This window comes from Streptomyces xylophagus (assembly GCF_000716435.1).
Taxonomy (GTDB): Bacteria; Actinomycetota; Actinomycetes; order Streptomycetales; family Streptomycetaceae; genus Streptomyces; species Streptomyces xylophagus.
On sequence record NZ_JNWO01000003.1, the window covers coordinates 31066 to 56769 of the forward strand.

Annotated in this window: 16 protein-coding genes and 1 pseudogene; 12 read left to right on the top strand and 5 right to left on the bottom strand. The window is 70.7% G+C overall.

The window, feature by feature from the left end; translation table 11 throughout:
* The first annotated feature begins 105 nt into the window (after positions 1–105).
* The 4 genes from OO70_RS07145 to OO70_RS07160 all read left to right on the top strand — a co-directional run bounded on the left by OO70_RS07145 (position 106) and on the right by OO70_RS07160 (position 6623).
* Positions 106–1782, top strand: a complete 1677-nt coding sequence (locus OO70_RS07145) for an FAD-dependent oxidoreductase (protein WP_043665738.1) — start codon at positions 106–108, stop codon at positions 1780–1782.
* The gene (locus OO70_RS07150; protein WP_043665740.1) at positions 1779–3236 is read left to right on the top strand and encodes an ATP-binding protein; all 1458 of its coding nucleotides are present in this window, start codon (positions 1779–1781) and stop codon (positions 3234–3236) included. The genes OO70_RS07145 and OO70_RS07150 overlap by 4 nt, the downstream gene beginning before the upstream one ends.
* Complete coding sequence (locus OO70_RS07155; protein WP_043665743.1) at positions 3233–3583, top strand: UBP-type zinc finger domain-containing protein; 351 nt, start codon at positions 3233–3235, stop codon at positions 3581–3583. Before OO70_RS07150 ends, OO70_RS07155 begins: the two co-directional genes overlap by 4 nt.
* Before the next feature lie 76 nt (positions 3584–3659).
* Positions 3660–6623, top strand: a complete 2964-nt coding sequence (locus tag OO70_RS07160; protein ID WP_043665745.1) for a helix-turn-helix transcriptional regulator — start codon at positions 3660–3662, stop codon at positions 6621–6623.
* Between the two features lie 18 nt (positions 6624–6641).
* Here the strand turns inward: OO70_RS07160 and OO70_RS07165 are convergent, their stop codons facing one another.
* From OO70_RS07165 to OO70_RS07180, 4 genes are all read right to left on the bottom strand, one after another.
* Complete coding sequence (locus OO70_RS07165) at positions 6642–7862, bottom strand: SGNH/GDSL hydrolase family protein (protein WP_043665747.1); 1221 nt, start codon at positions 7860–7862, stop codon at positions 6642–6644.
* Positions 7859–10216: a glycosyl hydrolase family 95 catalytic domain-containing protein gene (locus tag OO70_RS07170; protein WP_043665749.1), complete on the bottom strand. Its 2358-nt coding sequence runs from the start codon at positions 10214–10216 to the stop codon at positions 7859–7861. The genes OO70_RS07165 and OO70_RS07170 overlap by 4 nt, the downstream gene beginning before the upstream one ends.
* Before the next feature lie 22 nt (positions 10217–10238).
* Positions 10239–12038 carry an alpha-galactosidase D gene (locus OO70_RS07175; RefSeq protein WP_043665750.1) on the bottom strand — a complete coding sequence of 600 codons (1800 nt, stop codon included), beginning with the start codon at positions 12036–12038 and terminating at the stop codon, positions 10239–10241.
* Positions 12039–12106: 68 nt separating this feature from the next.
* On the bottom strand, positions 12107–13279 hold the full coding sequence (locus tag OO70_RS07180) for an ROK family transcriptional regulator (RefSeq protein WP_043665752.1): 1173 nt from the start codon (positions 13277–13279) through the stop codon (positions 12107–12109).
* A 135-nt stretch (positions 13280–13414) separates the two neighbouring features.
* Here OO70_RS07180 and OO70_RS07185 point away from each other — a divergent pair, with 135 nt between their 5' ends.
* The gene (locus tag OO70_RS07185) at positions 13415–14158 is read left to right on the top strand and encodes a hypothetical protein (protein WP_043665754.1); all 744 of its coding nucleotides are present in this window, start codon (positions 13415–13417) and stop codon (positions 14156–14158) included.
* Positions 14159–14206: 48 nt separating this feature from the next.
* On the opposite strand, the gene OO70_RS07190 is transcribed toward OO70_RS07185, so the two are convergent.
* Positions 14207–16006: a M4 family metallopeptidase gene (locus tag OO70_RS07190; RefSeq protein ID WP_043665756.1), complete on the bottom strand. Its 1800-nt coding sequence runs from the start codon at positions 16004–16006 to the stop codon at positions 14207–14209.
* A gap of 302 nt (positions 16007–16308) precedes the next feature.
* On the opposite strand from OO70_RS07190, the gene OO70_RS07195 reads away from it, so the two are divergent.
* From OO70_RS07195 to OO70_RS07225, 7 genes and pseudogenes are all read left to right on the top strand, one after another.
* On the top strand, positions 16309–17574 hold the full coding sequence (locus OO70_RS07195; protein WP_051740840.1) for a serine hydrolase domain-containing protein: 1266 nt from the start codon (positions 16309–16311) through the stop codon (positions 17572–17574).
* Positions 17575–17731: 157 nt separating this feature from the next.
* Entirely contained in the window at positions 17732–19072 is a 1341-nt protein-coding gene (locus tag OO70_RS07200) for a CAP domain-containing protein (protein WP_043665757.1), read from the top strand.
* A 66-nt stretch (positions 19073–19138) separates the two neighbouring features.
* Positions 19139–19816, top strand: coding sequence for an AIM24 family protein (locus OO70_RS07205; RefSeq protein WP_043665759.1), 678 nt, complete (start codon positions 19139–19141; stop codon positions 19814–19816).
* A 107-nt stretch (positions 19817–19923) separates the two neighbouring features.
* Positions 19924–20883 carry a pyridoxal-phosphate dependent enzyme gene (locus OO70_RS07210; protein ID WP_043665760.1) on the top strand — a complete coding sequence of 320 codons (960 nt, stop codon included), beginning with the start codon at positions 19924–19926 and terminating at the stop codon, positions 20881–20883.
* A gap of 596 nt (positions 20884–21479) precedes the next feature.
* Positions 21480–22079: pseudogene (locus tag OO70_RS55845) on the top strand (carbohydrate binding domain-containing protein); the annotation flags it as partial.
* A gap of 278 nt (positions 22080–22357) precedes the next feature.
* Positions 22358–23566 carry a metallophosphoesterase gene (locus OO70_RS07220; RefSeq protein WP_043665763.1) on the top strand — a complete coding sequence of 403 codons (1209 nt, stop codon included), beginning with the start codon at positions 22358–22360 and terminating at the stop codon, positions 23564–23566.
* Positions 23567–23967: 401 nt separating this feature from the next.
* Positions 23968–25611 carry a serine/threonine protein kinase gene (locus OO70_RS07225; RefSeq protein ID WP_043665764.1) on the top strand — a complete coding sequence of 548 codons (1644 nt, stop codon included), beginning with the start codon at positions 23968–23970 and terminating at the stop codon, positions 25609–25611.
* Positions 25612–25704 lie beyond the last annotated feature (93 nt).

Consider the following 25704-nt stretch of genomic DNA (forward strand, 5'->3'; position numbering starts at 1 on the left):
GTGTAGCGGAGCGCGGCGCGGCGATCGAACATACGATGGTCGGAGCCGGCGCGGTGGCAACGGCGCCGCCGTGCCGTGAATCCGACCACTCGGGGTGGGAGACGTATGGCACAGGCCGCCGAAGCCGCGCGGACCGTCATCATGACCGTGGACGACGATCCGGGAGTTTCCCGTGCCGTCGCCCGTGACCTGCGGCGGCGCTACGGCGAGTCGTACCGGATCGTGCGCGCGGAGTCCGGTGAGTCCGCGCTGGACGCGCTGCGCGAGCTGAAGCTGCGGGGCGATCTCGTGGCCGTGATCCTGGCCGACTACCGCATGCCGCAGATGAACGGCATCGAGTTCCTGGAGCAGGCCCTCGATGTCTATCCCGGCGCGCGTCGGGTGCTGCTGACCGCTTACGCGGACACGGACGCGGCGATCGACGCGATCAACGTTGTGGACCTCGACCACTATCTCCTCAAGCCCTGGGACCCGCCCGAGGAGAAGCTCTACCCGGTCCTGGACGACCTCCTGGAAGCGTGGCGGAACAGCGACTACCGGCCGGTGCCCGCCACGAAGGTGGTCGGGCACCGCTGGTCGGCGCGTTCCTCGGACGTGCGGGAGTTCCTGGCCCGCAACCAGGTGCCGTACCGCTGGTACTCGGCGGACACCCCGGAGGGGCTGCGGCTGCTGTCCGCCGCCGGGCAGGACGGGCAGCGGCTGCCGCTCGTCATCACCGCCGACGGGTCGGTGCTCGTCGAGCCGGAGGCGCCCGAGCTGGCCGCGCAGGTGGGGCTCGCGACCACACCCACGGCCGACTTCTACGACCTCGTCGTCATCGGCGGTGGCCCTGCCGGGCTCGGCGCGGCCGTCTACGGGGCCTCCGAGGGACTGCGGACCGTTCTCGTGGAGCGGTCCGCGACCGGTGGGCAGGCCGGGCAGAGTTCGCGGATCGAGAACTACCTCGGCTTCCCGGACGGCGTGTCCGGGGCCCAACTCACGGACCGGGCGCGGCGGCAGGCCAGCAAGTTCGGCGCCGAGATCCTCACCGCGCGCGAGGTCACGGGTCTTGAGGCCAACGGGTCGGCGCGGGTCGTACGGTTCGCGGACGGTTCGGCGGTCGCCGCGCACGCCGTGATCCTGGCGACCGGTGTGTCGTACCGGCAGTTGGAGGCGCCCGGCACGCCCGATCTGACGGGCTGCGGGGTCTACTACGGCTCGGCGCTGACTGAGGCCGCCTCCTGCCAGGGGCACGACGTGTACATCGTCGGCGGCGCCAACTCGGCGGGGCAGGCGGCCATGTACCTGGCCCGGGGCGCCAAGTCGGTGACCCTGCTGGTGCGAGGGCCCTCGCTGACCGCGTCGATGTCGTACTACCTGATCCAGCAGATCAACGAGGCGGAGAACATCTCGGTCCGCACCGGCACCGTCGTCGAGGCCGCGCACGGCTCCGACCATCTGGAGCAGCTCACCCTGCGCGACACGGAGAGCGGGAAGACCGAACTCGTCGACGCGCAGTGGATGTTCGTGTTCATCGGCGCTGCCCCGCTGACCGACTGGCTGGACGGCTCGGTGCTGCGCGACGAACGCGGGTTCATCCTGGCCGGGCCCGACCTCACCGCGGACGGAAAGCCGCCCGCGAGCTGGGAGTTGGACCGGGCGCCGTACCACCTGGAGACCAACATTCCCGGCGTGTTCGTGGCGGGCGACGCGCGCGCCGAGTCCGCGAAACGCGTCGCGTCCGCCGTCGGAGAGGGAGCCATGGCCGTGATGCTCGTCCACCGCTACCTGGAGCAGTCATGAGCGGGAAAGTGCTGCCGTGCAGCCCGCAGGAGATCGGCACGCTGTTCCTGTTCGAGAAGCTGACGCCGGAGCAGCTCGGCAGGCTGTGCTGCGACGGGCAGGTGGAGCAGTTCGAGGCCGGGCCCGTCTACACCGAAGGTGATCCCGCCACCTGCTTCTACGTCATGATCGAGGGCACCGTCGTGCTGTCGCGCCGCGTCGGCGAGGACGACGTGGAGGTCGCGCGGACCTCGCAACGCGGGGTGTACACGGGCGCGATGCAGGCCTACATCGGGGACCGGGTGCAGCAGGTGTACCTCAACTCGATGCGGGTGACGGAGACCACGCGGTTCTTCGTGCTGCCCGCCGAGACGTTCGCGGCCATCATGAGCGAGTGGTTCCCGATGGCGGTCCATCTGCTGGAGGGCCTCTTCTTCGGCCAGAAGAGCAGCCAGTTGGCGATCAGCCAGCGTGAACGGCTGCTGGCGCTGGGCTCGTTGTCGGCCGGACTGACCCACGAACTCAACAACCCCGCCGCGGCTGCCGTCCGGGCCACCTCGACGCTGCGGGAGCGGGTGGCGAAGATGCGGCACAAGCTGCGCGTCATTTCCTCCGGCCCGTACTCGCGGGAGGATCTCGCCAACCTCATCGACATCCAGGAGCGCACGGCCGAACGGGTCGCCAAGGCACAGACGTTGAGCCCGCTGGAGGCCTCGGACCGCGAGGACCAGCTCACGGACTGGCTCGACGACCACGGTGTCACGGAGTCCTGGCAGATCGCGCCGACGTTCGTGCAGGCCGGTCTCGACGTCGAGTGGCTCGACCAGGTCGCGGCGGCCGTGGACGAGGAGATCCTGCCGGGAGCGATCGGCTGGCTCAACTACACGGTCGAGACAGAGCTGTTGATGACGGAGATCGAGGACTCCACGACCAGGATCTCCAACCTCGTCGGCGCCGCGAAGCAGTACTCGCAGCTGGACCGTGCCCCGTACCAGGTGGCCGATGTGCACGAACTCCTCGACAGCACACTGCTGATGCTCGGCGGGAAGGTCGGCGACCGGATCAAGGTCGTCAAGGAGTACGACCGTACGCTCCCGAAGATCCCGGCCTACCCGGCGGAGCTCAACCAGGTGTGGACGAACCTGATCGACAACGCGGTCTCCGCCATGAACAGCACGGGCGGGGAAGGCACGTTGACGGTGCGGACGGCGCTGGTGCGCGATCAGCTCATGGTGGAGTTCCGCGACACGGGGCCCGGTGTGCCGCAGGAGATCCGCAGCCGTATCTTCGACCCGTTCTTCACCACCAAGCCGGTGGGCGAGGGCACGGGGCTCGGTCTGGACATCTCCTGGCGGATCGTCGTCAACAAGCACCACGGCACGCTCCAGGTGGAGTCGGTGCCGGGCGACACCCGCTTCCAGGTCCTGCTCCCCCTCACCGCCACAGACGACGAGACGCCCCAGGAGTCCGCATGAACGACATCACCGGAATCGACACCGGCGTCCCGCCGAGCGGCGCCGGCTGCGTGGAGTGCGACGCGGCCGACGGCTGGTGGTTCCACCTCCGGCGGTGCGCGCAGTGCGGTCACATCGGGTGTTGCGACGACTCCCCCGCCAAGCACGCCACCGCCCACTACCAGTCGACGGGGCATCCGTTCATCCAGAGCTACGAGCCCGGGGAGGGCTGGTTCTGGAACTTCACCACGTCCGAGCTGTACGACTCCGGTCCCGAGCTGGCCGCCCCGGTGAGCCACCCGAAGGATCAGCCGGTGCCGGGTCCCGCCGGACGCGTTCCGGCGAACTGGGCCGAGACCCTGCGCTGAACCGGCCCGCCGGGCGGGAGGCGTCTCCCGCCCGGTGGCCAGGTGCGTTGTCAGCGACGCGTGCCAGGATGGGGGCGTGTCGCAATCCGTAGCAGCAGCGCCGCTCATCGGCCGGGACGAGGAACTCGCCCGCCTCGCCGGTGTGCTGGAGCGTGCCCGCGCGGGCACGGCCGGGGCCGTACTGATCGCCGGGGACGCGGGCGTCGGCAAGACCCGGGTCCTCGACGAGGTGGCAGCGCGGGCGACGCACGTCGGCATGACCGTCCTGACCGGGCACTGTGTCGACCTCGGTGACGTCGGTCTGCCGTATCTGCCGTTCACGGAGATCCTCGGGGTCCTCGCCGACGACGAGCGCTTCGCCGCCGCCCTGGCCGCGCATCCGGCGGTCGACCGGCTGCTCGGCGCCGGTACGGACGCGGCACGGGACGCGGGCAGCCGGCTGCGGCTCTTCGAGGGCATCGCCGGACTCCTCGCCGACCTCTCCGACATCGCTCCCCTGCTCCTCGTCCTGGAAGACCTGCACTGGGCCGACCAGTCCTCCCGCGACCTGCTCCGCTTCCTCCTCAGCCGGGGCATCCTGCAACGCCCGGCGGGCGGCGCCCCCACCCACCGCCTCGCGGTGTTCGCGTCGTACCGCGCGGACGACCTCCACCGCCGCCATCCCCTACGGCCCCTGCTGGCCGAGCTGGTGCGGCTGCCCGCCGTGGAGCGCCTGGAGCTACGGCCCATGGGGGACGCGGAGGTCGCCCGGCTGGTGCGCGCCCTGCGCACGGGTCCGGTGCCGGACGGCACGGTCCGCCGGATCGTCGAGCGCGCCGAGGGAAACGCCTTCTACGCCGAGGAGTTGCTCGCGGCGAGCGACATGGAGGCGGGCGGGGTGCCGAGCGGGCTGGCCGACGTCCTGCTGATCCGGTTCGAGCAACTCTCCGACACCGCACAGCAGGTGCTGCGCACCGCCGCCGTCGCCGGACGCCGGGTCGAGTACGACCTGCTGCGGGACGCGATCCAACTCCCTGAGGACGAGCTGGAGTCGGCGCTGCGGGAAGCGGTCGAGCGGCAGCTCCTGGTCCCCGGGCAGGGCGACACGTACTCCTTCCGGCACGCCCTCGCCCGTGAGGCGGTGTACGCCGATCTGCTCCCCGGCGAGCGGTCCCGGCTGCACGGTTCGTTCGCCCGTCTCCTCGCCGGGCGCGGCCACCCCGCCGAGAGCGCGGCGGAGCGCGCCCACCACTACCGCGAGAGCCACGACCTGGCCGAGGCGCTGGCCGCCTCGCTGGAGGCCGCCGACCACGCCCAGCGCGTGGGCGCTCCCGCCGAGGAGCTACGGCATCTCGAGACCGCTCTTGATCTGTGGACCTCGGTCGACCCGGCTGCCCGGCCGTCGGGCGAGGGCATCGACATTGTGGCCCTCACCCTGCGTGCCTCGGCGGCGGCCGCCCATGCCGGGGACTCGCACCGCGCGGTCTCCCTCACCCGGTCCGCGCTCGCCGGGATCGGCCAGGACGCGGACTCCGAGCTGGCCGCCCGGGTCCGCTACACCCTGGCCGGCAATCTCATCGGCGTCGACAGCCTGACCGCCGCGTTCGCCTACAGCAGCGAGGCCTTGGCGATGATCCCCTCCGAGCCACCCTCTCGGACCTGGGTGTGGGCGGCGGCCACGCATGTGATGGCGGCCCGTCAGGTCGGCGAGGACGGGATCGCGCTGCGGGTCGCCCGCCAGGCCCTGCGCACCGCCGAGGAACTCCAACTGGCCGACGCCCGGGCCGATCTGCTGATCTCGCTGGCCGGGCTCGAAGGGGGTGGCCGGCGCACCCGGGAGGGCCGCGAACGGCTCGCGGAAGCACGCGAGTTGGCCCGGCGGGCGGGACACGCGCCCGTGGAGATGCGCGCGCTGTTCAACCTCGCCATCGGCAGTTTCGAGTCCGGGGACTTGGAGGAGTCCCTGCCCTGGCTCACCGAGGGGCTGGACCGGGCCCGTCGCGCCGGGCTGCTGTCGTCGCCCTATCCGCTGGAGATGCGCTATCTCCAACTCCTCGTGCTCTACACGCTGGGTCGCTGGGACGAGTGCGCGAAGGCCGCCGCGAGCGACGCGGAAGTGCTGCCGCACGCGGGCGGCTTCACCATGGGACCCGCGCTGTATGTGGGGCTGGCGCGGGGCGACTTGAAGGCCGCGGAGCGGGCTCGTGCCCTGCTGGACGGGCCGTTCGACTGGATGGCCGCGCTGGTGTCGGGCATCGTGCTGACGGACGCCGCGGCCTTCCAGGGCGATCCGGAGGCGGCCGTGGAGCGGATGCGGGCCGCGGTCACGGCGTTGACCGACGACTCCGGCCGGCGTCCCGACGTCACGGTCCGGCTCGCCGCGCTCGCCCTGTCCGCGGTCGCCGACCGGACTGTCGCCCTGCGGCAGACCGGAGACGAGGCGGGGGTACGGCGCTGGACGGACACCGCGACGGAACTCGTCGAACTGGCACGGACCGTCACGAAGGAGGGCCGCAGCGGCCGTCCGCAAGGGCCGGAGGGCCTGGCCTGGCTGGCCCGCGCCGAGGCGGAGTGGGCGCGGGCGGCCATGGGACCGGACGCGGCGGCCTGGGAGAAGGCGGTGGCAGCCTTCGACTACGGCGACGCCTACGAACGGGCCCGCTGCCAATTCCGTTTCGCCGAGGCCCTGTTGACGGCCGACCGCCGTGAGGAGGCGGCCGCCCAGGCCCGTACGGCACGGGAGACGGCCGCCCGGCTCGGTGCCGCTCCCCTGCTCGCGCGGTTGGACACGTTGATCCGCCGAGGCCGCCTGGGCGACCCGGCGCCGGACACCGGGGACCGCCCCTCGCCGCTGACGGCCCGCGAGCGGGACGTGCTGCGGCTGCTCGCCCTCGGCCGCAGCAACCGCCAGATCGGCGAGGAGCTGTTCATCACCGGCAAGACGGCGAGCGTCCACGTCTCCAACATCCTCGCGAAGCTGAGCGCCGCGAGTCGTACGGAGGCGGTGGCGATCGCCTACCGCCAGGGCCTGATCACCCCGGAGGCCACGGCGTCCGGCTGAACCTCACGTCACTGAACCTCACTTCGCGCAGTCGAGGCTCTTCAGGTCGACGGCGTCGGCCATGGCCGCCATCCCCTTGTCGTTGGGGTGGATGTGGTCTCCGCCGTCGAAGAAGGGGAGCATCCTCTCCTGGTCGTAGGGGCTGCGGAGAATGTGGTCGAAGTCGGTGACAGCGTCCAACTCCCCGCTGCTCCTGATGAATTGGTTGACCTCCTGGCGTACGGCCTCGGCCGCCGGGTCCCATTCGGGCCAGCCCTTGAACGGGCCGACCGTGGACCCGACGACACACTTCCCGGCCGCGTGCGCCCGGTCGATGATCTCGCGGTAGCCGGCGATCAGATCCTGAGCGGTGACGCCGGAATGGGCCTTGAGGTCGTTGACGCCCTCGAAGAGGAACACGGTGCGGACGCCGGGCTGGGACAGCACATCGCGCTGCAGCCGGTTGAGGGCGCTCTGCCCGGCGCCGTCGGCGAGGACCTTGTTGCCGGAGATCCCTTCGTTGGCCACGCCCTTGACCGACGTGCCGGCGGTCTGGAGTCGTCGGGCCAGGTAGTCCGGCCAGCGCCGGTTCTGGTCCGTGGTGGACGCCCAGCCGTCCGTGATGGAGTCGCCGAGCGTGACCACGGCTCCGATGCCCGCGCTCGGCCTGACGGACACGGCGTCGAGGTAGTACCAGGACCCGGTGGTGTCCGTCCAGGAGGTGGCGCCCTCCTCGCCGGTGTGGTCGCCCTGGGTCGCGTACGACGTCTGCATGGCCATGCCGTGGCCGGTCGCCGGGCCCGCCGCGTCCGGGGTGTGGATGCTGACCACGAGGTTGGTCGCGGCGGGCAGCCTGCCGGACAGCGGGTCGCTGTAGGCGACCGCGCCCGCGGGGATGGTGACCGACCGTTCGCCGCCGAAGGTCAGTCGCCGGTTGGAGCCGGGCACCAGCGCGGCGCCCGTCTGCTGCCGGCCCGCGTAGACGTTGTCGAAGGTCACCGGCCGGTCGCCGAAGGCGTTGGAGAGCCGGATCCGCAGATCGCCGCCCGCGACACTGGTGTGCACGATCAGGCGGTAACTGCGGTCGGCGACACCGTCACCGAGGTGGTCGGCGCTCGCTCCCCAGGTGATGACGTCTTGCGGGTCGTTCAGGGCCTTCACCTGTGCCTGCGGTTGTGCGTGTGCGGGTCCGGCCTGGAAGGCGGCGGCGAGCAGGAGGAGTGCGGCCGTACGGCGCAGTCGTGCCCGTCTCGCCGTCACCGGGCGAAGTCCTTCAAGGTGACGGATCCGCCCGGCTTGACGGTCACGGTGCGGGTCTTGCCGCCGTAGGCGACGGTCGTGGTGCGACCGCCGACGCTGCGGATCTTCGCCTCGGTGGGCTTGCCGTCCTTCCAGCGCAGGTCGACGACGAAGCCGCCGCGGGCGCCGGCTCCGATGATCGAGCCGGACTCGGCCCAGGCGTCCGGGAGGGCCGGCAGAAGCTCCAGATGGCCCGGGCGGGAGTACAGGAGCATCTCGGTCACGGCCGCCGGGGTGCCGAAGTTGGCCTCGATCTGGAAGATGCCACGGCCCTGTTCCACCTCGTAGATGTCGAAGAGGTTGAAGGCGGTGCCGTTGGTGCCGTTCTCGGACGGGCGGAGATTGTTGACGACCAACTGGTAGGCGTTGTCGGCGTTCTTGAGGCGGGCCCAGCACAGGCTGCGCCAGGCGTTGGCCCAGCCGAAGCTGTTCATGCCGCGCGCGGTGAGCAGGGCGGTGGCGCCGTCGACGATGTCCTTCGGGGTGGAGCCGTCGGGGCGGATGCGGTCGCCGGGGAACAGGTTGATCAGCGGGGACAGGTGGCGGTGGGTGGTCTCGCCCAGGTTGTCGGGCGACATCCACTCCTCCAGCCAGCCGGACTTCGGGCTCACCTCGGGCAGGTACAGGCGCCTGCGCAGACCCGAGATCGTGTTCGCGAACCCGCTGTCCCGCTTCAACTCCGCAGAAGCTGCGGCGTAGTTGCCGAACAGGGCCCACACCACTTCCTGGGCGTAGGTGTTGCCCCTGCCGTCCTGCGGACCCTGCTCCGGCGACCAGTCGTGGTCCGCGACCAACACCTCCTTCCCGTTGTCGAGGGTGGTGGTGATCAGCCGCGCCTCCCAGAACTCGCAGGCGCCTTTGAGGAGGGGGTAGATCTTCTCCAGGTGGGTGCGGGAGTGCGTGAACTCGTAGTGCTCCCAGAGGCTGTTGCTCAGCCAGGCGTTGCCCGCCGGGTGCCACCACCAGCCCAGTCCCCCATAGGGGTTGGTGGAGAAGGCGACGGTCCAGCCGGCGACCTTCCCGCTGGTGTTGCGGAAGCGGTTGCGGGAGTCCTGGAACAGCCGGTGGGTGAGGTCGGTCCAGGACGACAGTTGGTCGACGCAGTAGTCGGTGAAGGCGTCGAAGGACGCGGACAGACCCACCCGGTCCGCCATCCAGTAGTTCATCTGGATGTTGATGTCGGTGTGGTAATCGCCCATCCAGTCCGGGTCGTTGCCGTCCAGCCACAGGCCCTGGAGGCCCATCGGCAGACTGCCGCGCGAGCCGGAGACCATGAGGTAGCGGCCGAACTGGACGTAGGCGGCTTCGAGTTCGGGGTCGGGGTCGCCGCTCGTGTGGCGGGCCTGGATCCGCTCCCAGGTGTCCAGCGCGCGCTGGTCGTCGGACGACTTACCGAGCGAGAGCTCGAACGTGCCGAACGCGGCCTGATAGTCGGCGACATGGGTGTTCAGCAGGGTCGCGGCCGAGTGCTGGGCGGCGGCGCGGACCTTGGTGCGGGCGAGCTTCTGCGGGTCGAGCTTGGGGTCGCGGAAGCCGTGGGAGGCGTCCGGCGCGTAGTTGCTGCCGCCGCTCACGACGACGGTGAGGTCCTTGCACCCGGAGAACTCGATGTGCGCGCCGTTCACGGTGACCTTGCCGCCGCTGCCGTACGCGGTGACGGCTGCCCCGTACTTCAGGCCGTTGGCGAACTGGCCGCCGAAGGAGACCGCGGCGGCCTCACCGTGCGTTCCCTCCAGCGTGACGGTGCCGGTGTAGCGTCCGCCGCCGCTCTGGGAGAAGTGGAGGACGATCGCGTCGTCGGGGCCGCTGGCGAAGACCTCCCGCTGGTACGTCACCCCCGAGCGGACGTACGACGCGCCCACCACGCCCCGGTCGAGGTCGAGGGTGCGGCGGTAGCCGTTTACGGAGCCCAGGTCGTGGTCGGGGATGTCGACGGTGAGCCGGGCGAGCAGGGTCAGGGACCCGAAGTCCGCGCGGCCGTACGGGAATTGACCGTCGGAGTCGAGGGTGCCGTTGAGGCCGCCCGTCCAGATCGTGGCGTCGGTGACGAGGAGGACCTCGTGGCCCGGGTCGTTGCTGGCGAGGGCGCCGAGCCGGCCGTTGCCGACGGGGAGACCCTGTTCGATCATCGAGGTGTCGCCGGCGGGGGCCTGCCACCACAGGGTGTTGAGTGAAGTACCGCTGCTGTACGAGCTGTTGGTCGGCCGCTGCGGTGCGGCCGAGGCGGTGAAGGCGGGCAGGCCGGCGAGGGCGCCCGTGGCCGCGGCGAGGGCGAGCAGGTTGCGTCTGGGCAGGTCGGGCAGTGCACTGGACATGGCGGTCTCCGAAAAGGTCGGCTCAGGAGGAGGAGTTGGGCACGTCGATCCGGTCGATGTCCGGCGCGTAGCCCGAACCGCTGTCGAAGGTGATCGTGTTGGCGCCCGCCTTCAGGGTCACCGGCACGCTGACCGTCCCGACGGTCCCCCAGTCGCCGGTGGACGGGAACTTGTGGCTGGTGGCGCCGTTGCCGTTCGAGGAGATGCTCACCGAGCGGGAGTCACCGCTGACGTAGGCGATCTTCACCTGGTAGGTGCCGGCCTTGGCGGCGACGACGTTGTTGATGGTGAGCTTGCCGCCGAGGTAGAGGTTGCCGACCTTGTGGGCGCCGGAGCAGACAGAGCAGTCGGCGATGTTGGCGTTGCCGGAGAGGGTGTTGGTGGTGGCCTCGGCCTCGTAGCCGGTCAGGGTGACGGCGCTGCCGTGCGGGGTGACGGTGAACAGGCGGGAGCCGTGGGCGGGCAGGGCCTGGGTCACCTTGTTGGTGTAGGTGCCGAGGTCCTCGTGGTTCCAGAGGTCACGGACAGCGGCCTTGCCGGTGAAGCCGAGGGTCGCCCAGTTCGCGGAGACGGCGGCGGGGGCGTCGCCGAGGTTGAACAGGGCAACGGTGTAGGTGCCGTTGGGGTTCTTGGCGGCCCAGACCTGCTGGGAGTCGGACGGGGTGACGGGGCGGGCGGGCGGCGCGTCGCTCTGGTCGACGGCGATGACCTCGCGGTTGGTCAGCAGGGAGACGCCGTAGTCGTCGAGCTTGGTGAGGTCGTCACCGGTGAAGAGCGGGGACTTGGCCACGGCCCAGAGAGTCGCGTAGCTCTGGCGCTCCGCCTTGGTCAGGCCGTCCATCGCGCCGTTGCCGACGTCCAGGGAGTCGAGGTCGTTCCAGCCGCCGGGGCCCGCCTTGTCGGTCCAGGCGGGGGTGTCGTCCCAGCGGTCGTCGACCGAATTCCCCCAGGTGACAAGGGTGTTGCAGTAGCACTCGACGTCCGTGTCGATGCGCCAGCCGTTGGAGTACTTCTTCCAGTCGGCGGCGTGTCCGTAGTCCAGGGACCAGGAGACTTCCAGGTGGATGGGGCGTCCGGTGGCGGTGATGGCCTTGTTCCAGGCGGCCACATCGGCAACGTTGTCGTATTGGTCGCCGCTCTTTCCGGAGCCGGGGCCGACACCGTCGAGCTTGAGGAAGTCGTAGCCCCAGCCGGAGATCAACTGGGCCTGGGAGTCGATGTACTTCTGGGCACAGGGCTTAGAGAAGTCGATCTTGTACGCGCTGTCCCAGCCGTTGGTGGTGCGCAGGTCGCTGTAGACGATGTCGGCGGTGGTACAGCCGTCGGCGTTCCAGATGGGCGTCTTGCCGTCGCCGTAGGCGCCCTTCTCCAGGCCGGCGGGCAGGTAGATGCCGGCCTTGAGGCCCTTGGAGTGGATGCGGTCGGCGACGGCCTTCATGCCGCTGGGGAAGCGGACCGGGTCGGCCTTCTGGCGTCCGTACTGGTCGTATCCGGACTTCCAGGTCTTGTCCATCCACCAGCCGGCGTCGATGTTGACGTAGTTGTAGCCGAACTTCTTCAGCTTGCTCGCGAGCGCGTCGGTCTGCTTGGTGACGTTCGCCTCGGTGAGGTAGCTGTAGTCGCCGTCCGGGTTGAGGCCGGGGTACTTGGACGACTGCATGCTCCAACTCGACCAGCCCATATAGGGCTTGGCCGCGACGGTCAGCGAAGTGTCCGCCGTGGGGGTGGCCGCGTGCGCGGCCGGGAGGTGGGTGGCGAAGCTGGCGGTGAGGGCCAGGACCACCATGGCTCTCAGGGCGCGAACGGGCGTGAGGGAGTACATCGTCGGGCTCCTCGTGCGGGTAGGAGTGTGCGGGGTGGAGGTGTGCGGGGTGGGAGTGTGAGTGAGGTCTAGGTGTCCGATCGGATGAAGGACTGGATCGCGGTGGCCGCGGCTCCGCGCGCCCACTCGTCGAAGGGCAGGGGGCGGGTCAGTACGTCGCACCGGGCGGCGGAGCCGAACGCGGCCTCGGCGAAGGAGTCGCGGATCTGCTCGGCGAACAGGTCGTAGGCGGCCAGGCCCTCGCCGGAGATGATCACGCGCTCGGGGCCGAGCAGGTTGGCCACGGTCGCGATGCCCCGGCCGATCGCGTCCCCGGCCCGCGCGTACACCTCTCGGGCTCCGGCGTCGCCCCGGTGCGCGAGGGCCAACGCCTCTGCCGTGTCGGCGACTTGGACCCCGATCACCTCCCGGACGCGGGCGAGGATCGCCGCGTCCCCGGCGATCGCCTCGACGCAGCCGCGGTTGCCGCAGTGGCAGCGGGGCCCGGCGGGATCGACGACGACATGGCCGATCTCGCCGGCCACTCCGTGGGCGCCGGCGACGACCTGGCCGTGTACGACCAGTCCGCAGCCGATGCCCGCGCCGACGGTCACGACGGCGAAGTCCGTGAGGCCCGCGCCGGTGCCGAACCACTGCTCGGCGACGGTGAGCGCCCGTACGTCGTTGTCGACGGTGACCGGCAACCCGGTGGTCATGGCGGCCAGTTCGGCCAGGCGTACGTCGCGCCACTCCAGGAACGGCGAGTAGCGGACGACCCCTTCGCCGCGGTCCACGTCGCCGGAGACCGCGAGGCCGAGACCGAGCACCTGTACGCCGAAGTCGTCCGCCTCGGTGCGGAGTTCCTGGGTCAGGTCCGCGATCGACGCCAGTACCGCCTTGGGGTCGTGGTCGGTCAGCGGCACATGGCGGGCGACGCGGATGCGGCAGCACAGATCGGTGAGGACGCCGATGATCTCGTCGCCGGTCACCTTGACCCCGATGAACAGCGCGCGCCCGCCGTCGACCCGGACGAGGTTCGCGGGCCGTCCGAGTGCCGGGGGCGCGTCCTCGTCGGCGCCCTCCGCCAGGTACCCGGCCTCCATCAACGGCCGGACCGCCTTGGTCACGGCCGCCGCCGACAGCCCGGCCCGGCGGGCCACCTCGAGACGGGTGAGGGGGCCGTGGGACAGGACGATCGTGAACACCTGTGAGACGGCGGGCGTATGAGCCGGGAACGACTCGGTACGGGGGATCGAGCGCATGGCGGGAACCTAGATCCCTTCTTTTCCGTCGTCAATAAAAGAAGCAGGATTTGTCGAAGCGAAGTTGTGAGTCGCCTGAGCAGAGTTGGTGCGGGCTGGGGCCTCGTTGTCAGTGCCGGGCGGCACAATCGCCGTATGACGACGATCGATTGGGCGGAACTGACCCACGCCTACGGCAGCGCCGAGAACATCCCGGGCCTCTTCGCACGCCTCGGCGGCACCGAGGACGACGACGTGTGGCAGGAGCTGTGGGGTTCACTGTGCCACCAGGGTTCGGTGTACGACGCGAGCTGGGCGGCGATGCCCGTGCTCGTCGACATCGCGCTGGACCGCGCGCCGGGCGGGCCGATACAGGCGGTCACCATGGCGGGGCTGATCACCACGGACCCGGACGAGCTCAGCCGCAAGCGGTACGCGCGCGAGATAGCCCAACTGCTCGCTGTGGCACGCCGACTGCGCGCCGACCCGTCGCAGGATTCCCACACCTTCGTCTACCTGCAGATGGCCGTGCTCGCCTTCGAGGACGGCGGGGTGTGGGCCGAGGCGCTTGAGGGGGTGAACAGCGAGGAGTACGACCTCGAATGCCCCGAGTGCGAGGAGGGCCTGTTCGTCGCGTTCGGCTCGTACGGCGTCTTCACCTCGGCCGGCGACTACGTGACCGGGACGGGCGAGGAGGAGGACACGGAGGGGCGGACGGAGCTGATACCGGCCACGCCCGACCAACTCGACGGCATCGGGGCGCGCCTCCACGGCGAGGCGGTCGAGTTCGGGCAGACGGAGGTCGCGACGGCGTTGACGTATGTGTTCGGGAGGGCGAGTTGCCCGTCCTGCGAGGCCGTGTTCACCGTGTCCGAGGAGGTCGAGAAGCAGTGGATCTGAGGCCGGGCGTCCGGGTGCCCTGCTCGCGGCAGGGCACCCGGAGGGTCATCAGCGCCTGGTGGCAGGGGTGTTGGCGACCGTGACGTTCACGGCGGCCCAGGCCTGGTCGACGGTCTGGTACGCCGTGCTGGTCGCGCCGTAGAGGTCCGCCGCCGCCTGCAGTGTCGCGAGACGCGCGTCGTGGAAGTCGGTGGTGGACACCATGTAGCGGGTGAGCGCGCGGTAGAAGATCGCCGTGGCCTTGGCGCGGCCGATGCCGGTGACCGTCGACCCGTCGTAGGTGGGCGAGTCGTAGGCGAAGCCGCCGATCGTCTTGCGTCCGCTGCCCTCCGCGAGGAGGTAGTACGCGTGCGAGGAGACACCGGAGCCGGCGTGCACCTCCGCGTCGTACGTCTGGGGCGACCAGTAGTCGATCGTGCCCTCGAGCTTGTCGAGGGAGGGGTGGTCGAGTCGGCGCAGGAACTTCTGGGCGAGGCCGAGCTTCTCGCCGATCAGGTAGTTCGGCGGGTTCTTCGCGTTGTTGGCGCTGAACTCGACGTTGGAGCCGAAGATGTCCGCGAGGGACTCGTTCAGGGAGCCCGCCTCGCCGTACTGGTTGCCGTCGGCGTCGACGCGGGTCGGCTCCAGCTTCGCGGTGGCGTCCACGACGCCGTGGGTCAGCTCGTGACCCGTGACGTCGAGGACGACCAGCGGCTTCTTGAGCATGTCCCCGTCGCCGTCGCCGTACAGCATGCAGTCGCAGGTGGAGTCCCAGAACGCGTTGCCCACCTTCTTGCCGAAGTGGACCATGCCGCGGGCGGCCTTGCCGTTGTTCTCTATGCCCTTGCGACCGAAGGTCTTCTTGTAGAAGTCCAGGGTCTTGGTGATGCCGTACTGCGCGTCGACGGCGGCGCTGTCACGGTGGGAGACGGCGCCGTTGCCCCACTTGTCGGTGGTGCTGGTGAACTTCTTGCCCTGTGCGAAGTTCTCCAGTTCCTGCCCCTTGGCGTCGCGGGTCTCGGTGCCCCAGCGGGTCGGGTCCTTGAGGAGGTAACTGGTGCGTGCCGTACGGGTGGTGGTCAGGGGCACCTTGCCGGCGAAGAGGGAGGTGCCGGTGCCCGAGGCGGTGACGGGGTAGTGCACCGCGCGGGTCGCGGCGGCTCCCGTGAGCGCCGTCGCAGGTGCGACGGTTCCGGTGGCGGGGTCCAGGGTCTGGCCGCGCTCGTGCAGGGTGTCGAGCAGCTTGTGCGAGAGGAACTCGTCGCTGTCGGGGGTGTTGCTACGGACCTTGCCGGTGACGGCGTCGATGACGACCGTCCGGGTGCCGGCGGCCTCGGCGGTGCTGCTGTCGCTGACGGGCACCTGGTAGGCGAGGGCGGCTCGCCCGGTGCGCGCGTCCACCACGAGTTCGGCGGTGCCCGCGTCGCCCTTGCCGACGGCGGCGGCCTTCGCCTCGGCCTGGTCGGCCGTCAGCTTCGCCTGCGTGGTGGCGGGCTTCACGCTGTGGTCGGCCGCCCGGGTGACGCCGGTGTAGGCCAGCCGGTGGGACAGATGGACGACGAGGTCGCCGCCGAGGACCGGCATGCCCTGGTGCGTGCGGATGAACCGGACGTGTCGCGCGCCCTCGGGGTCGATCATCACGTCCTGGGCCCGGAGTTCGTCGCCCTGGACGACTCCGGTCGCCGACGCGTGCGCGAAGGCGGCGGCACGCGCGGCTTCGACGACCGACGCGACGGTGGTGGCGCCGGTGGACGCCACCGCCCGATCCGTCCCCGTGGCCGGTCCCGCGAAGGCCGTTCCGGCCAGCCCCGTGGCGGCCGTCGTCACCGCGACGGCGACCGCCAGACCGCGTATGTGGGGTCTACGCATGGTTGAGGGTTCCTCCGTTCGAAGGCGGCAGGGATCGCCAACCGCCTTGAGACAGGGCGTGGTTGAACACGCCCAGGGGGCTGGTCGGGCCCCGGGACGAAACCCTTATGGATCGGTCATGCGCATGTAAAGCGGAAATGAACGGTTTCCGCACGTTTCATGGCAATACTTTGCGAATCCACGTCGCTCAGTGAGCAGCGAGTGACCAACTGTGCGTCGCCTGTGGAGATGTGACGGGATGCGAGAAGGTTGCCTCGCGCGACTGTGACCGATCTCGCATACAGAGGACGGGAGAGAACCGGATGGACCGGAAGGTCTTGAGAACGGTGCGCAGGGCCACGGCGTCGGCGGCGGCACTGCTGACGCTCACGGCGGTACCGGCGCACGCAGCCACCCACGAGTCGGACCCCACGAGCAACGCGGCGGCCGCGCTTCCGGCCCCCGACATGGCGGGCCTCCGCACCGTGCTGCGCACGCTCACGACACAGGGCGCACCCGGCGCGATCGCCCGGATCGACGACCAGGGAACCGTCCGCACGGCGGCCGCGGGCATCGACGACCGCGCGACACGCCGGGCCATCGGCGACGCCGACCGCTTCCGCATCGGCAGCATCACCAAGTCGTTCTCGGCGGTCGTCCTGCTCCAACTGGTCGACGCGCACAAGCTGAACCTGGACGCCTCGGTCGACCACTACCTCCCCGGCCTGCTGCCCGACAAGCGGATCACCGTGCGCCATGTGCTGAGCCACCGCAGCGGACTCTACGACTACACGAACTCCATGTTCGCCAGCTCGGTCTCCGGCTTCGAGGCCGTACGCAACAAGGTCTTCACCTACCACCAGCTGGTACAGCTCTCGCTCCGACACGCGCGCACCAACGCGCCGGGCGCCGCCTACTCGTACTCGAACACCAACTTCGTGGTCGCCGGGATGCTCATCGAGAAGCTGACGGGCCACTCCGTGGGGACCGAGTACCGCAACCGCGTCATCAAGCCGCTCAAGCTCCGCGACACCTTCTACGTCCACCCCGACACGAAGATCCCGGGCCGGTACGCCCACGGCTATCTGACGCCGGACCGGGCGGGCGCGCAGCTGGTCGACGCGACGAACCAGACGGTCTCCTGGGCGCAGAGCGCCGGCGCGGTCATCTCCACCACGCACGACCTGAACACCTTCTTCTCCGCGCTGCTCGGCGGCAGGCTCACCTCCGCCGCCCAGCTCGCCCAGATGGAACGGTGGACTCCGGTCAACAGCACGACGCGCTACGGGCTCGGACTGCGCCGCCGCGATCTGTCCTGCGGTGTCTCCGTGTACGGCCACACGGGCGCGGTCCAGGGTTTCTACACCTACTCCTTCACCTCGAAGGACGGCCGCCGCAGCCTCACCGCGCTGGCCAACACCTCCAACAACGGCACGGTGCTGAACACGATGGCGGGCACCCTGGAGTCGGCGTTCTGCGGCAAGCGCACGAAGGCGATCCAGGTATCACCGCCCACCGGCCGAGGCTCCTTCGTCACCGAACGGAACGTGGCCTACGAGGACATCGCGCCGGGGATCGCCCGGGACTGAGCGCGCGTGACGGTGGGGGCCCTTGGCTCCCCGGCCCCCACCACGTCGTCCTGCGGGAACCCTCCTGCCGTGACGGGACGTTGAGTGGAGGACGAACTCCCCCACAAGGCTCTCCCAGAGGGTTCTTCCACAGGGCACGAACAGCGAGGTCGGTGCCATGAACGAGCTGGTGCCGGGCGGCAATCTGCCCCTCCCGGGCGGCGCCCTCACCTTGCGCGTGCCCGGTTCCTTCGACGTGTCGGCGCTGATCACGGACGAGAGCGGCAAGGTCGGCGGTGACGCGGACTTCGTGTTCTACAACCAGCCGACCGCGCCCGGAGCCCGCCTCCAGGGCGACACCCTGACCGTCGACCCCGCCCGTCTGCGCACCGGCGCCGCGCGGGTCACGGTCGTCATCAGCCCCGCCGAACCCGGCACCCCGCTGGGCCGCCTGCCCGCACCGACCCTGCACGCCACCGACGCCGGAGGCCGGCCGCTCGCCCGCTTCACCCCGCCCCGCCCGCAACGGGAGACCGTCCTCCTCCTCGCCGAGCTCTACCGACGCGGCCCGGGCTGGAAACTGCGCGCACTGGGGCAGGGGTACGCCGACGGACTCGCGGGCATCGCACGGGACTTCGGCGTGGATGTCGTCGAGGACGCGGGTCCCGGCCCCGTGCCCGCACCCCGGTCGGCATCCCCGACCGGCCGCCCCGCCTCGTCCTCCCCCGGCTCCCCGGCACCCGACCCCACCGGCTTCCTCACCCTGGTCAACTCGGCCCGCGCCAATGCCGGTTCCCCGCCCGTCTCCCTCGACCCCCGCCTCGCCTCCGCCGCACAAGGGCACGCCGCCGACATGGCAGCCGCCGGACGCCTCAGCACCGAGAGCCGCGACGGCACCTCGGTGTACCAGCGGGTGAGCCACGCCGGGTACGCCTATCTCACCGTCGGCGAGCACCTGGTCTCCGGCCCGCGCACCCCCGCGGAGTTCGTCGACTACTGCCTCCGCACCGAACAGGCCCGACACACGCTGCTGGAGCGGGCCTTCACGCACGTGGGACTGGCCCAAGCCGTCGATCCCCGCTCCGGTGACGTCTACTGGACGGCGTTGTGGGCGACGCCGATCACCACGGGCAACCTGGCCCAAACGGCGGCGAAAGTCGTCGAGTTGACCAATGCGGAGCGTGCCAGGGCCGGGCTGCCTCCCCTGGCCGTAGACCCATTGCTGGCCGCCGCCGCGCAGGCACACAGCACGGACATGGTGGCCCGCGCCTTCTACTCGCACACCTCCCCCGACGGCTCCCAGCCCTGGGACCGGGCCGCCGCCGCGGGCTCGCGCAGGCGCACGATCGGCGAGAACATCGCCTGCGGTCAGCGCTCCGCCGCCGAGGTCGTGGAGGGCTGGATGAACAGCCCAGGCCACCGCGCCAACATCCTCAAGCCGGACTTCACCCACATAGGCATCGGCTTCGCGGGTGGAGGACAGATGGGGACGTACTGGACGCAACTCTTCGGCGCCTGACCGTCCGACGCGGTCACCCCCTCCTCGATCTTGGCGGAATGAGATCTTCCGGGCCAGGATGCCCGCATGAAGGGTGATCTGTTTTCCAGTGAGCACATGGTGCAGCCGGCCACCGCGCCGGGCATGACCGTCGAGAATGCCAAGTGCATCAGGTACGCGGTCAACGGCGAGATGCTCGCCCGCCAGGGGGCGATGATCGCCTACCGCGGCAACCTCCAGTTCGAGCGCAAGGGCCAGGGCGTGGGCGGCATGCTCAAGCGCGCGGTCACCGGTGAGGGCCTGCCGTTGATGGCGGTGCGCGGGCAGGGCGAGGCGTGGTTCGCGCACGAGGCGCAGAACTGTTTCGTGGTCGAGATCGATCCCGGTGACGAGTTCACCGTCAACGGTCGCAACGTCCTGTGTTTCGACGCCTCGTTGTCGTACGCGATCAAGACGGTGAAGGGCTCCGGCATCGCGGGCGGCGGTCTCTTCAACAGCGTCTTCACCGGACAGGGCAAGCTCGGCCTGGTCTGCGAGGGCAACCCGCTGGTCATACCCGTCTCACCGCAGTACCCGGTGTTCGTCGACACGGACGCGGTGGTCGGCTGGTCGGCCAACCTCCGGACCTCGCTGCACCGTTCACAGTCCATCGGGTCGATGCTGCGCGGCGGCTCCGGCGAGGCCGTCCAACTCATGCTCCAGGGCGAGGGGTTCGTCGTCGTACGGCCCAGCGAAGTGACTCCGCAGAAGGCGCAGCAGCACTGAGTTCCGGTCCGCCACCCACCCTGAAACATGTTGACCTGCGGGTCCTTTCCGGGTCAGGGTCGGAGGCGGCACGGAACACCTTGCCCCGTGCCGGAAGGATGACTGCCTTGATCGGCATCTCGGACATCGAAGCCGCCGGCGAGCGGATCGCCGGACACGTCGTACGCACCCCGACCGTGGAGAGTTTCGGGCTCTCGGAGCTGCTCGGTGTCCCGGTCACGACGAAGCTGGAGCTGCTGCAGCGCACGGGTTCCTTCAAGGCGCGCGGTGCGACGGCGAAGCTGCTGTCGCTCGGCGGGGGCGAGTTGGCGGCCGGGGTGGTGGCGGTCAGCGGCGGCAATCACGGGATCGCGCTCGCGGTCATGGCGGCGGCGCTCGATGTGAAGGCGACGGTGGTCATGCCGCGTTCGGCACCCGCACGGTCCGTGGCGCTGGTGGAGGCGGCGGGCGCGTCGCTGCGGCTGACGGACGACATGCCGAGCGCGTTCGAGCTGGTGAACCGCTTGCGGGACGAGGGGCTGACCCTGGTCCACCCGTTCGACGACCCGGTGGTGATCGCCGGACAGGGCACCGTGGGGCTGGAGTTCGCGGACGACGCCGGTGAACTCACCGACGTACTGGTCAGCATCGGCGGCGGTGGCCTGATCGCCGGGATCGCCGCCGCCCTGCACGCCCGACGGCCCGGCATCCGGGTCTGGGGCGTGGAGACCGAGGGCGCCGAGGCCATGTCCGCGGCGCTGGCGGCGGGCGGCCCGGTGCCGGTGACGCCGTCGTCGATCGTGACCACGCTCAGCGCGCCGGCCGTGTCGCAGCTGACCTACGACCATGTGTCGGCCCTCGTCACCGACGTACTGACCGTCTCCGACCGGGACGCCGTGCGAGGGTGTCTCGACCTCGCCGAGCACGCCAAGGTGTGGACCGAGCCCGCCGCGGGCTGTCTGTTGCCCGCCACCCGGCAGGTGCTGGAGCGGGTCGGCGACGGGGCCCGGCTCGGGCTCGTGGTGTGCGGGGGCAACGCGACGGTCGGGGAGATCGCGGACTGGTCGGAACGCTTCGGGCTGCGCTGACTTCCCGTCGTACGAGGAGGAGCGGCAGAGCCTGGGACGGGTCGGCCGCGTGGCTGCCGGCAGGGCCTCGTCCGGCGCGAGCCGCGGTCGAAGTGCGGGCCTGTGCGACCCACCGGCGCCTCACGCGGCGGGACCTCGAGAAAACACACCCGTGGGAGTGACCGCCACAAGGCTGACGTCAACACCCGGTCGACGTACGGCTGTCCGTGACCGCACGGGCGTCGAACGGAGCTTCCCCGAGCGCGCCGCCGGCTGAACCTCCGGAGCTGTCCCCGCGTATGAATTCCGCAGAGACAGCTCCGGTCTCAGCCACGGGACGGAAGGAGAGCACCGTGCCCACACCGCCCGAGTCCGACGCACCGGACGACCGCACCGCGCTGGAACCCATCCGCGTGCTGCGCCCGCGCCGCACCGACGCGCTGGCCCAACTGCTCGACGACATACGCCAGGACAAGGACTACCGCAGCCACACACCCCTGACCGCACCCCTCCCCCACACCCCGACCGACGGCGAGACAGAGGAACTCCCGCCCGTCCCCGGCAGCAGGACGGAGAAGCTCCCCGTACCCGACGGCAACGCCCGCCCGCCGCGCTCCGTGGACCGCCCACACCTGGGGCCCGGACAGCGCCGGGCGGCCGTGGTGATCGGGCTCGCGGCGGCGGCCGTCGCCGGCTTCGGCTGTTCCCTCCTGCTCCCCGGCCCCACCGAGGCCGCCCCGGCCGCACCCTCGGCGAGCGCGTCAGCCGCCCCGACGTCGGCCGCCCCCACCTCAGCCGGCCCGAGCGCACCCGGCGCCACCGACACCCTGACCAACCCCGGCTTCGAATCGGGCACCGTCTCGCCGTGGAACTGCTCCGGCACCTCGGGCTCGATCGTCACCTCCCCCGTCCACTCGGGCTCCAAAGCCCTCCAGGGGACGGTGAGTTCGCGCGACACCGCGCAGTGCGACCAGACCGTCGCGGTACGGCCCGACACCACCTACTCACTCAGCGGTTGGGTCCGCGGCTCCTACGTCTACCTGGGCGTGAACGACGGCACCTCCACCTGGACCACATCTCCCTCCCACTACAGCCGACTGACCATCTCCTTCACCACGGACGCATCCCAAACCAGCGCGACCATCTACGTGCACGGCTGGTACGCACAGGGCAGCTACTACGCCGACGACATCACCCTGACCGGGCCCGGTGGCGGCAGTCGTACCTGAGACGATGCGGCGGGTGCAGGGCCGTTCACGGGCAGTACGGTGCAGCCGCACGTGGCGAGGGCGCCCTCCCTGCCCGACAGACCGGCGCCACATCCTGAAACCAGAGCAGCCCGGCACCAGCCACCCAAAGGTGTCCACGGCGGAGTCCTGCCATCCCCCAGAGAACCCCTCGCCCCACGGGACCGCCCCCACGAACGCCCGTCCGGCCACCCCGAGACCGACCGGATACAGTGCGCGAGACGGCAGCCCGGTCAGAGAGGGGAAGCGTGACCGACACCAGCGACACCCGACCCGCCGACGGTGAAATACAGGCTCCGCGGCGGAGCCGACTGCACCGCGTGATGCGCTATCTCCCCCTGATCGCCCCCGTCCTTCTGTGGGCCGTGCCCTGCGGGGTGCTCCTGTACACCGGCCAGCACTGGCCGCTGCCCGTCACACTGACCGGCACCGCCCTGTTCGTCCTCGGCCTCGTCGGCATGCCGCTCGCGATGGGGCGCGGCCACGGCCGGCGCCAGCAGGACCGGGCGGCGATCGTCGGTGACACCCTGCTGGGCGCCAGCTGGGTCCTGTTCACCTGGTCGATCCTGCTCGGCGTCCTGCTGCGGCTCGCCCTGACCGTGGCCGGCGTCGGCGAGAGCCAGGACCGGGCCCGCATCGTCGCGTGGGCCGTCCTCGGCACCACCGCCGTGCTGCTCGCCTGGGGATACGCCGAAGCCCGCCGCGTGCCCCGCGTACGCAGCCTCGACGTGCAACTCCCGCGTCTGGGCGCCGGGTTGGACGGCACCCGAGTCGTCCTCATCACCGACACCCACTACGGCCCGCTCGACCGCGCCCGCTGGTCGGAGCGGGTGTGCGAGACGGTGAACACGCTGGAGGCCGACCTGGTCTGCCACACCGGCGACATCGCGGACGGCACGGCCCAACGCCGCCGCGCCCAGGCCCTCCCCCTCGGCACCGTGCGAGCCACCCACGCCCGGGTCTACGTCACCGGCAACCACGAGTACTACAGCGAAGCGCAGGGCTGGGTCGACCTGATGGGCGAGCTGGGCTGGGAGCCGCTGCGCAACCGCCATCTGCTGCTCGAACGCGGAGGCGACACCCTCGTGGTCGCCGGCGTGGACGACGTCACCGCCGAGTCCTCCGGCCTGCCGGGCCACCGCGCCCACCTCACCGGTGCCCTGAACGGCGCCGACCCCGACCTGCCCGTCCTGCTCCTGGCTCACCAGCCCAAGTTCATCGACCGGGCGGCAGCCGCCGGCATCGACCTCCAGCTCTCCGGCCACACCCACGGCGGACAGATCTGGCCCTTCCACCACCTGGTCCGCCTCGACCAGCCCGCCCTCGCCGGCCTCAGCCGGCACGGCATCCGCACCCTCCTCTACACCAGCCGCGGCACCGGCTTCTGGGGCCCGCCGTTCCGCGTCTTCGCCCCCAGCGAGATCACCCTGCTCGTGCTCCGCTCTCCCTCTCCGTAGCACTGCGGGGAAACCGTCGACGAATCCAACGTCAGGGTGCGCACTTCCGCGGGAACTTCCGGGAACCGCCAGGTGGACGCGGGAAGTCGCCACGCACAGGGACCGGCCCCGACCAGGCAAGAGGAACTGGTCAGAGAACCAACGGCAGGAAAGTTTCACGTTACCGCTGGTTACCACCAGGTAGGGCAACAATATTTCACCACCGGAGTCCCCGGAGCGAATTCGTGACCCCTCGACACGAGCCGCGACCTGGTACCTCCCCGCGACCGTATTTCCTCGCACACGCGCTCGCCGCGATTGAATAAAAGGCAAGAACCAGTGGGGAATTGGGTTTCCTTTGAACCACCCCATCACAGTCGCCGTACTTCTGGGAAAGGTGAGAGCCCGGGGTTCAGCGAGGGATGGCCATGGTCGAGACGCACGTCTCCGCACAGGAGTTGGTCGCCGGCAGATACCGGCTCATGGAGGTCGCGCATCGCGAGACGAACCGTGTGTCCTGGTACGGCGAGGACATGGCCGCCGAACGCCCCTGCCTTCTCACGCAGGTGACGCTTCCCGCCGCGCTGGACGAGGAGAGCGCCCGCCGGACGACCGCCGCGATCCGGCGCACGTCCGAGATCATGGTGCTGCTCAGTCCCACCCGGGTCGCCCCGGTCGTCGACGCCGTCGAGGAGGGCGGCACGCTGTGGACGGTCACCGACTGGATCGACGGCACGCCGCTCGGCGAACTCCTCGCCCAGCAGGGCACGTTCCACTATGTGCGGGCGGCCCGCATCGGACTCGAGCTGCTCGACATCCTGGAGGCGGCGCACAGCGAGGGCATCACCCACGGCGAACTCAGCCCCGGCCAGGTCTTCGTACGGGACCGGGGCACCGTCGTCCTCACCGGCTTCGGACTCGCGGGCGCCACCCTCGCCCCGCGGATCACCGCGCCGTCGTACGCCTCCCCCGAACAGGCCCGCGACGAGCGCATCGGGCCGGCCGCCGACCTGTGGGCGCTGGGCGCGATCCTCTACACACTGGTCGAGGGACACCCGCCGTTCCGCGACCGGGGCCGCCCCGAGGCGACCCTGAAGGGCGTGGACCGGCTCCCGATGCGCGCCCCGTCGCGCGCCGGACCGCTGGCGCAGGTCGTGCTGGGGCTGCTGCGCAAGGACTCCCGGGAACGGCTGACCCGCCCGCTGGTCCGCGAGTCCCTCACCCGCATCCTCAACGACGACCCGTACGCCGACCGGCTGGTGGATCCGGTGCCCCGGCTACGACGGGCCTACGACGCCTTCCGCGGGGCGGGGACCACCTGGAGCGGCCGTGGCATGGCCGCCGGGACCGCCCTCGCCGTCGGCACCGTCACGGTCGCCGTCCTCGCCGCCACTCACCATCTCCCCGGCACCCAGTCCTCGGCGGCGGCCACCCCCTCGCCCCTCCCGACCGCCTCCGCGTCGGTCACCACACCCGGCGAGAATGTCGACGGCCACGCCTACAGCCCCTCCGCCACGCCTTCGCCCTCCACCTCCACCTCCACCACGCCCTCGACCTCGCCCTCCGTCAGCGCGTCGCCCTCCGCCACCGGCTCGGTGCTGCCGGCCGGATTCCGTGAGTTCAAGGCACCGGAGGGCTTCTCGGTCGCGCTCCCCAAGGGCTGGAAGGTGCTGGAGACCCAGCACGCGTCCGATGACGCGTACCGCGTCACCTTCGGCGCCTCGGGCGACCCGCGCACGCTGGCCGTGACGTACAGCACTCAGGCGGGCCCGGACCCGGTCGCCGTGTGGCGCGACGACGTGCTGCCGGGGCTGAAGCAGATCGACGGCTTCCAGCAGATCGGCGACATCAAGGCCACGACGTACCAGGGCGACAAGGCCGCCGACCTGGAGTGGCTCTTCGGCACCGGCAGCGACCGGCAGCACACCTTCGGGCGTGGTTTCCTGATCGGCGGCGGACGCAGTTTCTCGCTACGGTGGACGACGCCCGCCGACGAGTGGAACGACGCGGCCAACCGCCAGGCGCTGCAGACCTTCCTGAAGACCTTCCGGCGGGAATCGAACTGACGGCACTGACGGCGACGCGAGGGCCGGGCACTCAAACCAGCGGCAATGGGTGGATATAGGCTGCCTGTTCGCACCATGCCTCATCACAAGCCC

Coding starts and splice junctions, on each gene's coding strand:
- OO70_RS07145 (WP_043665738.1), top strand. CDS start 106: ATGGCACAGGCCGCCGAAGCCGCGCGGACCGTCATCATGACCGTGGAC.
- OO70_RS07150 (WP_043665740.1), top strand. CDS start 1,779: ATGAGCGGGAAAGTGCTGCCGTGCAGCCCGCAGGAGATCGGCACGCTG.
- OO70_RS07155 (WP_043665743.1), top strand. CDS start 3,233: ATGAACGACATCACCGGAATCGACACCGGCGTCCCGCCGAGCGGCGCC.
- OO70_RS07170 (WP_043665749.1), bottom strand. CDS start 10,216: ATGTCCAGTGCACTGCCCGACCTGCCCAGACGCAACCTGCTCGCCCTC.
- OO70_RS07175 (WP_043665750.1), bottom strand. CDS start 12,038: ATGTACTCCCTCACGCCCGTTCGCGCCCTGAGAGCCATGGTGGTCCTG.
- OO70_RS07180 (WP_043665752.1), bottom strand. CDS start 13,279: ATGCGCTCGATCCCCCGTACCGAGTCGTTCCCGGCTCATACGCCCGCC.
- OO70_RS07185 (WP_043665754.1), top strand. CDS start 13,415: ATGACGACGATCGATTGGGCGGAACTGACCCACGCCTACGGCAGCGCC.
- OO70_RS07190 (WP_043665756.1), bottom strand. CDS start 16,006: ATGCGTAGACCCCACATACGCGGTCTGGCGGTCGCCGTCGCGGTGACG.
- OO70_RS07195 (WP_051740840.1), top strand. CDS start 16,309: ATGGACCGGAAGGTCTTGAGAACGGTGCGCAGGGCCACGGCGTCGGCG.
- OO70_RS07200 (WP_043665757.1), top strand. CDS start 17,732: ATGAACGAGCTGGTGCCGGGCGGCAATCTGCCCCTCCCGGGCGGCGCC.
- OO70_RS07205 (WP_043665759.1), top strand. CDS start 19,139: ATGAAGGGTGATCTGTTTTCCAGTGAGCACATGGTGCAGCCGGCCACC.
- OO70_RS07225 (WP_043665764.1), top strand. CDS start 23,968: ATGGCCATGGTCGAGACGCACGTCTCCGCACAGGAGTTGGTCGCCGGC.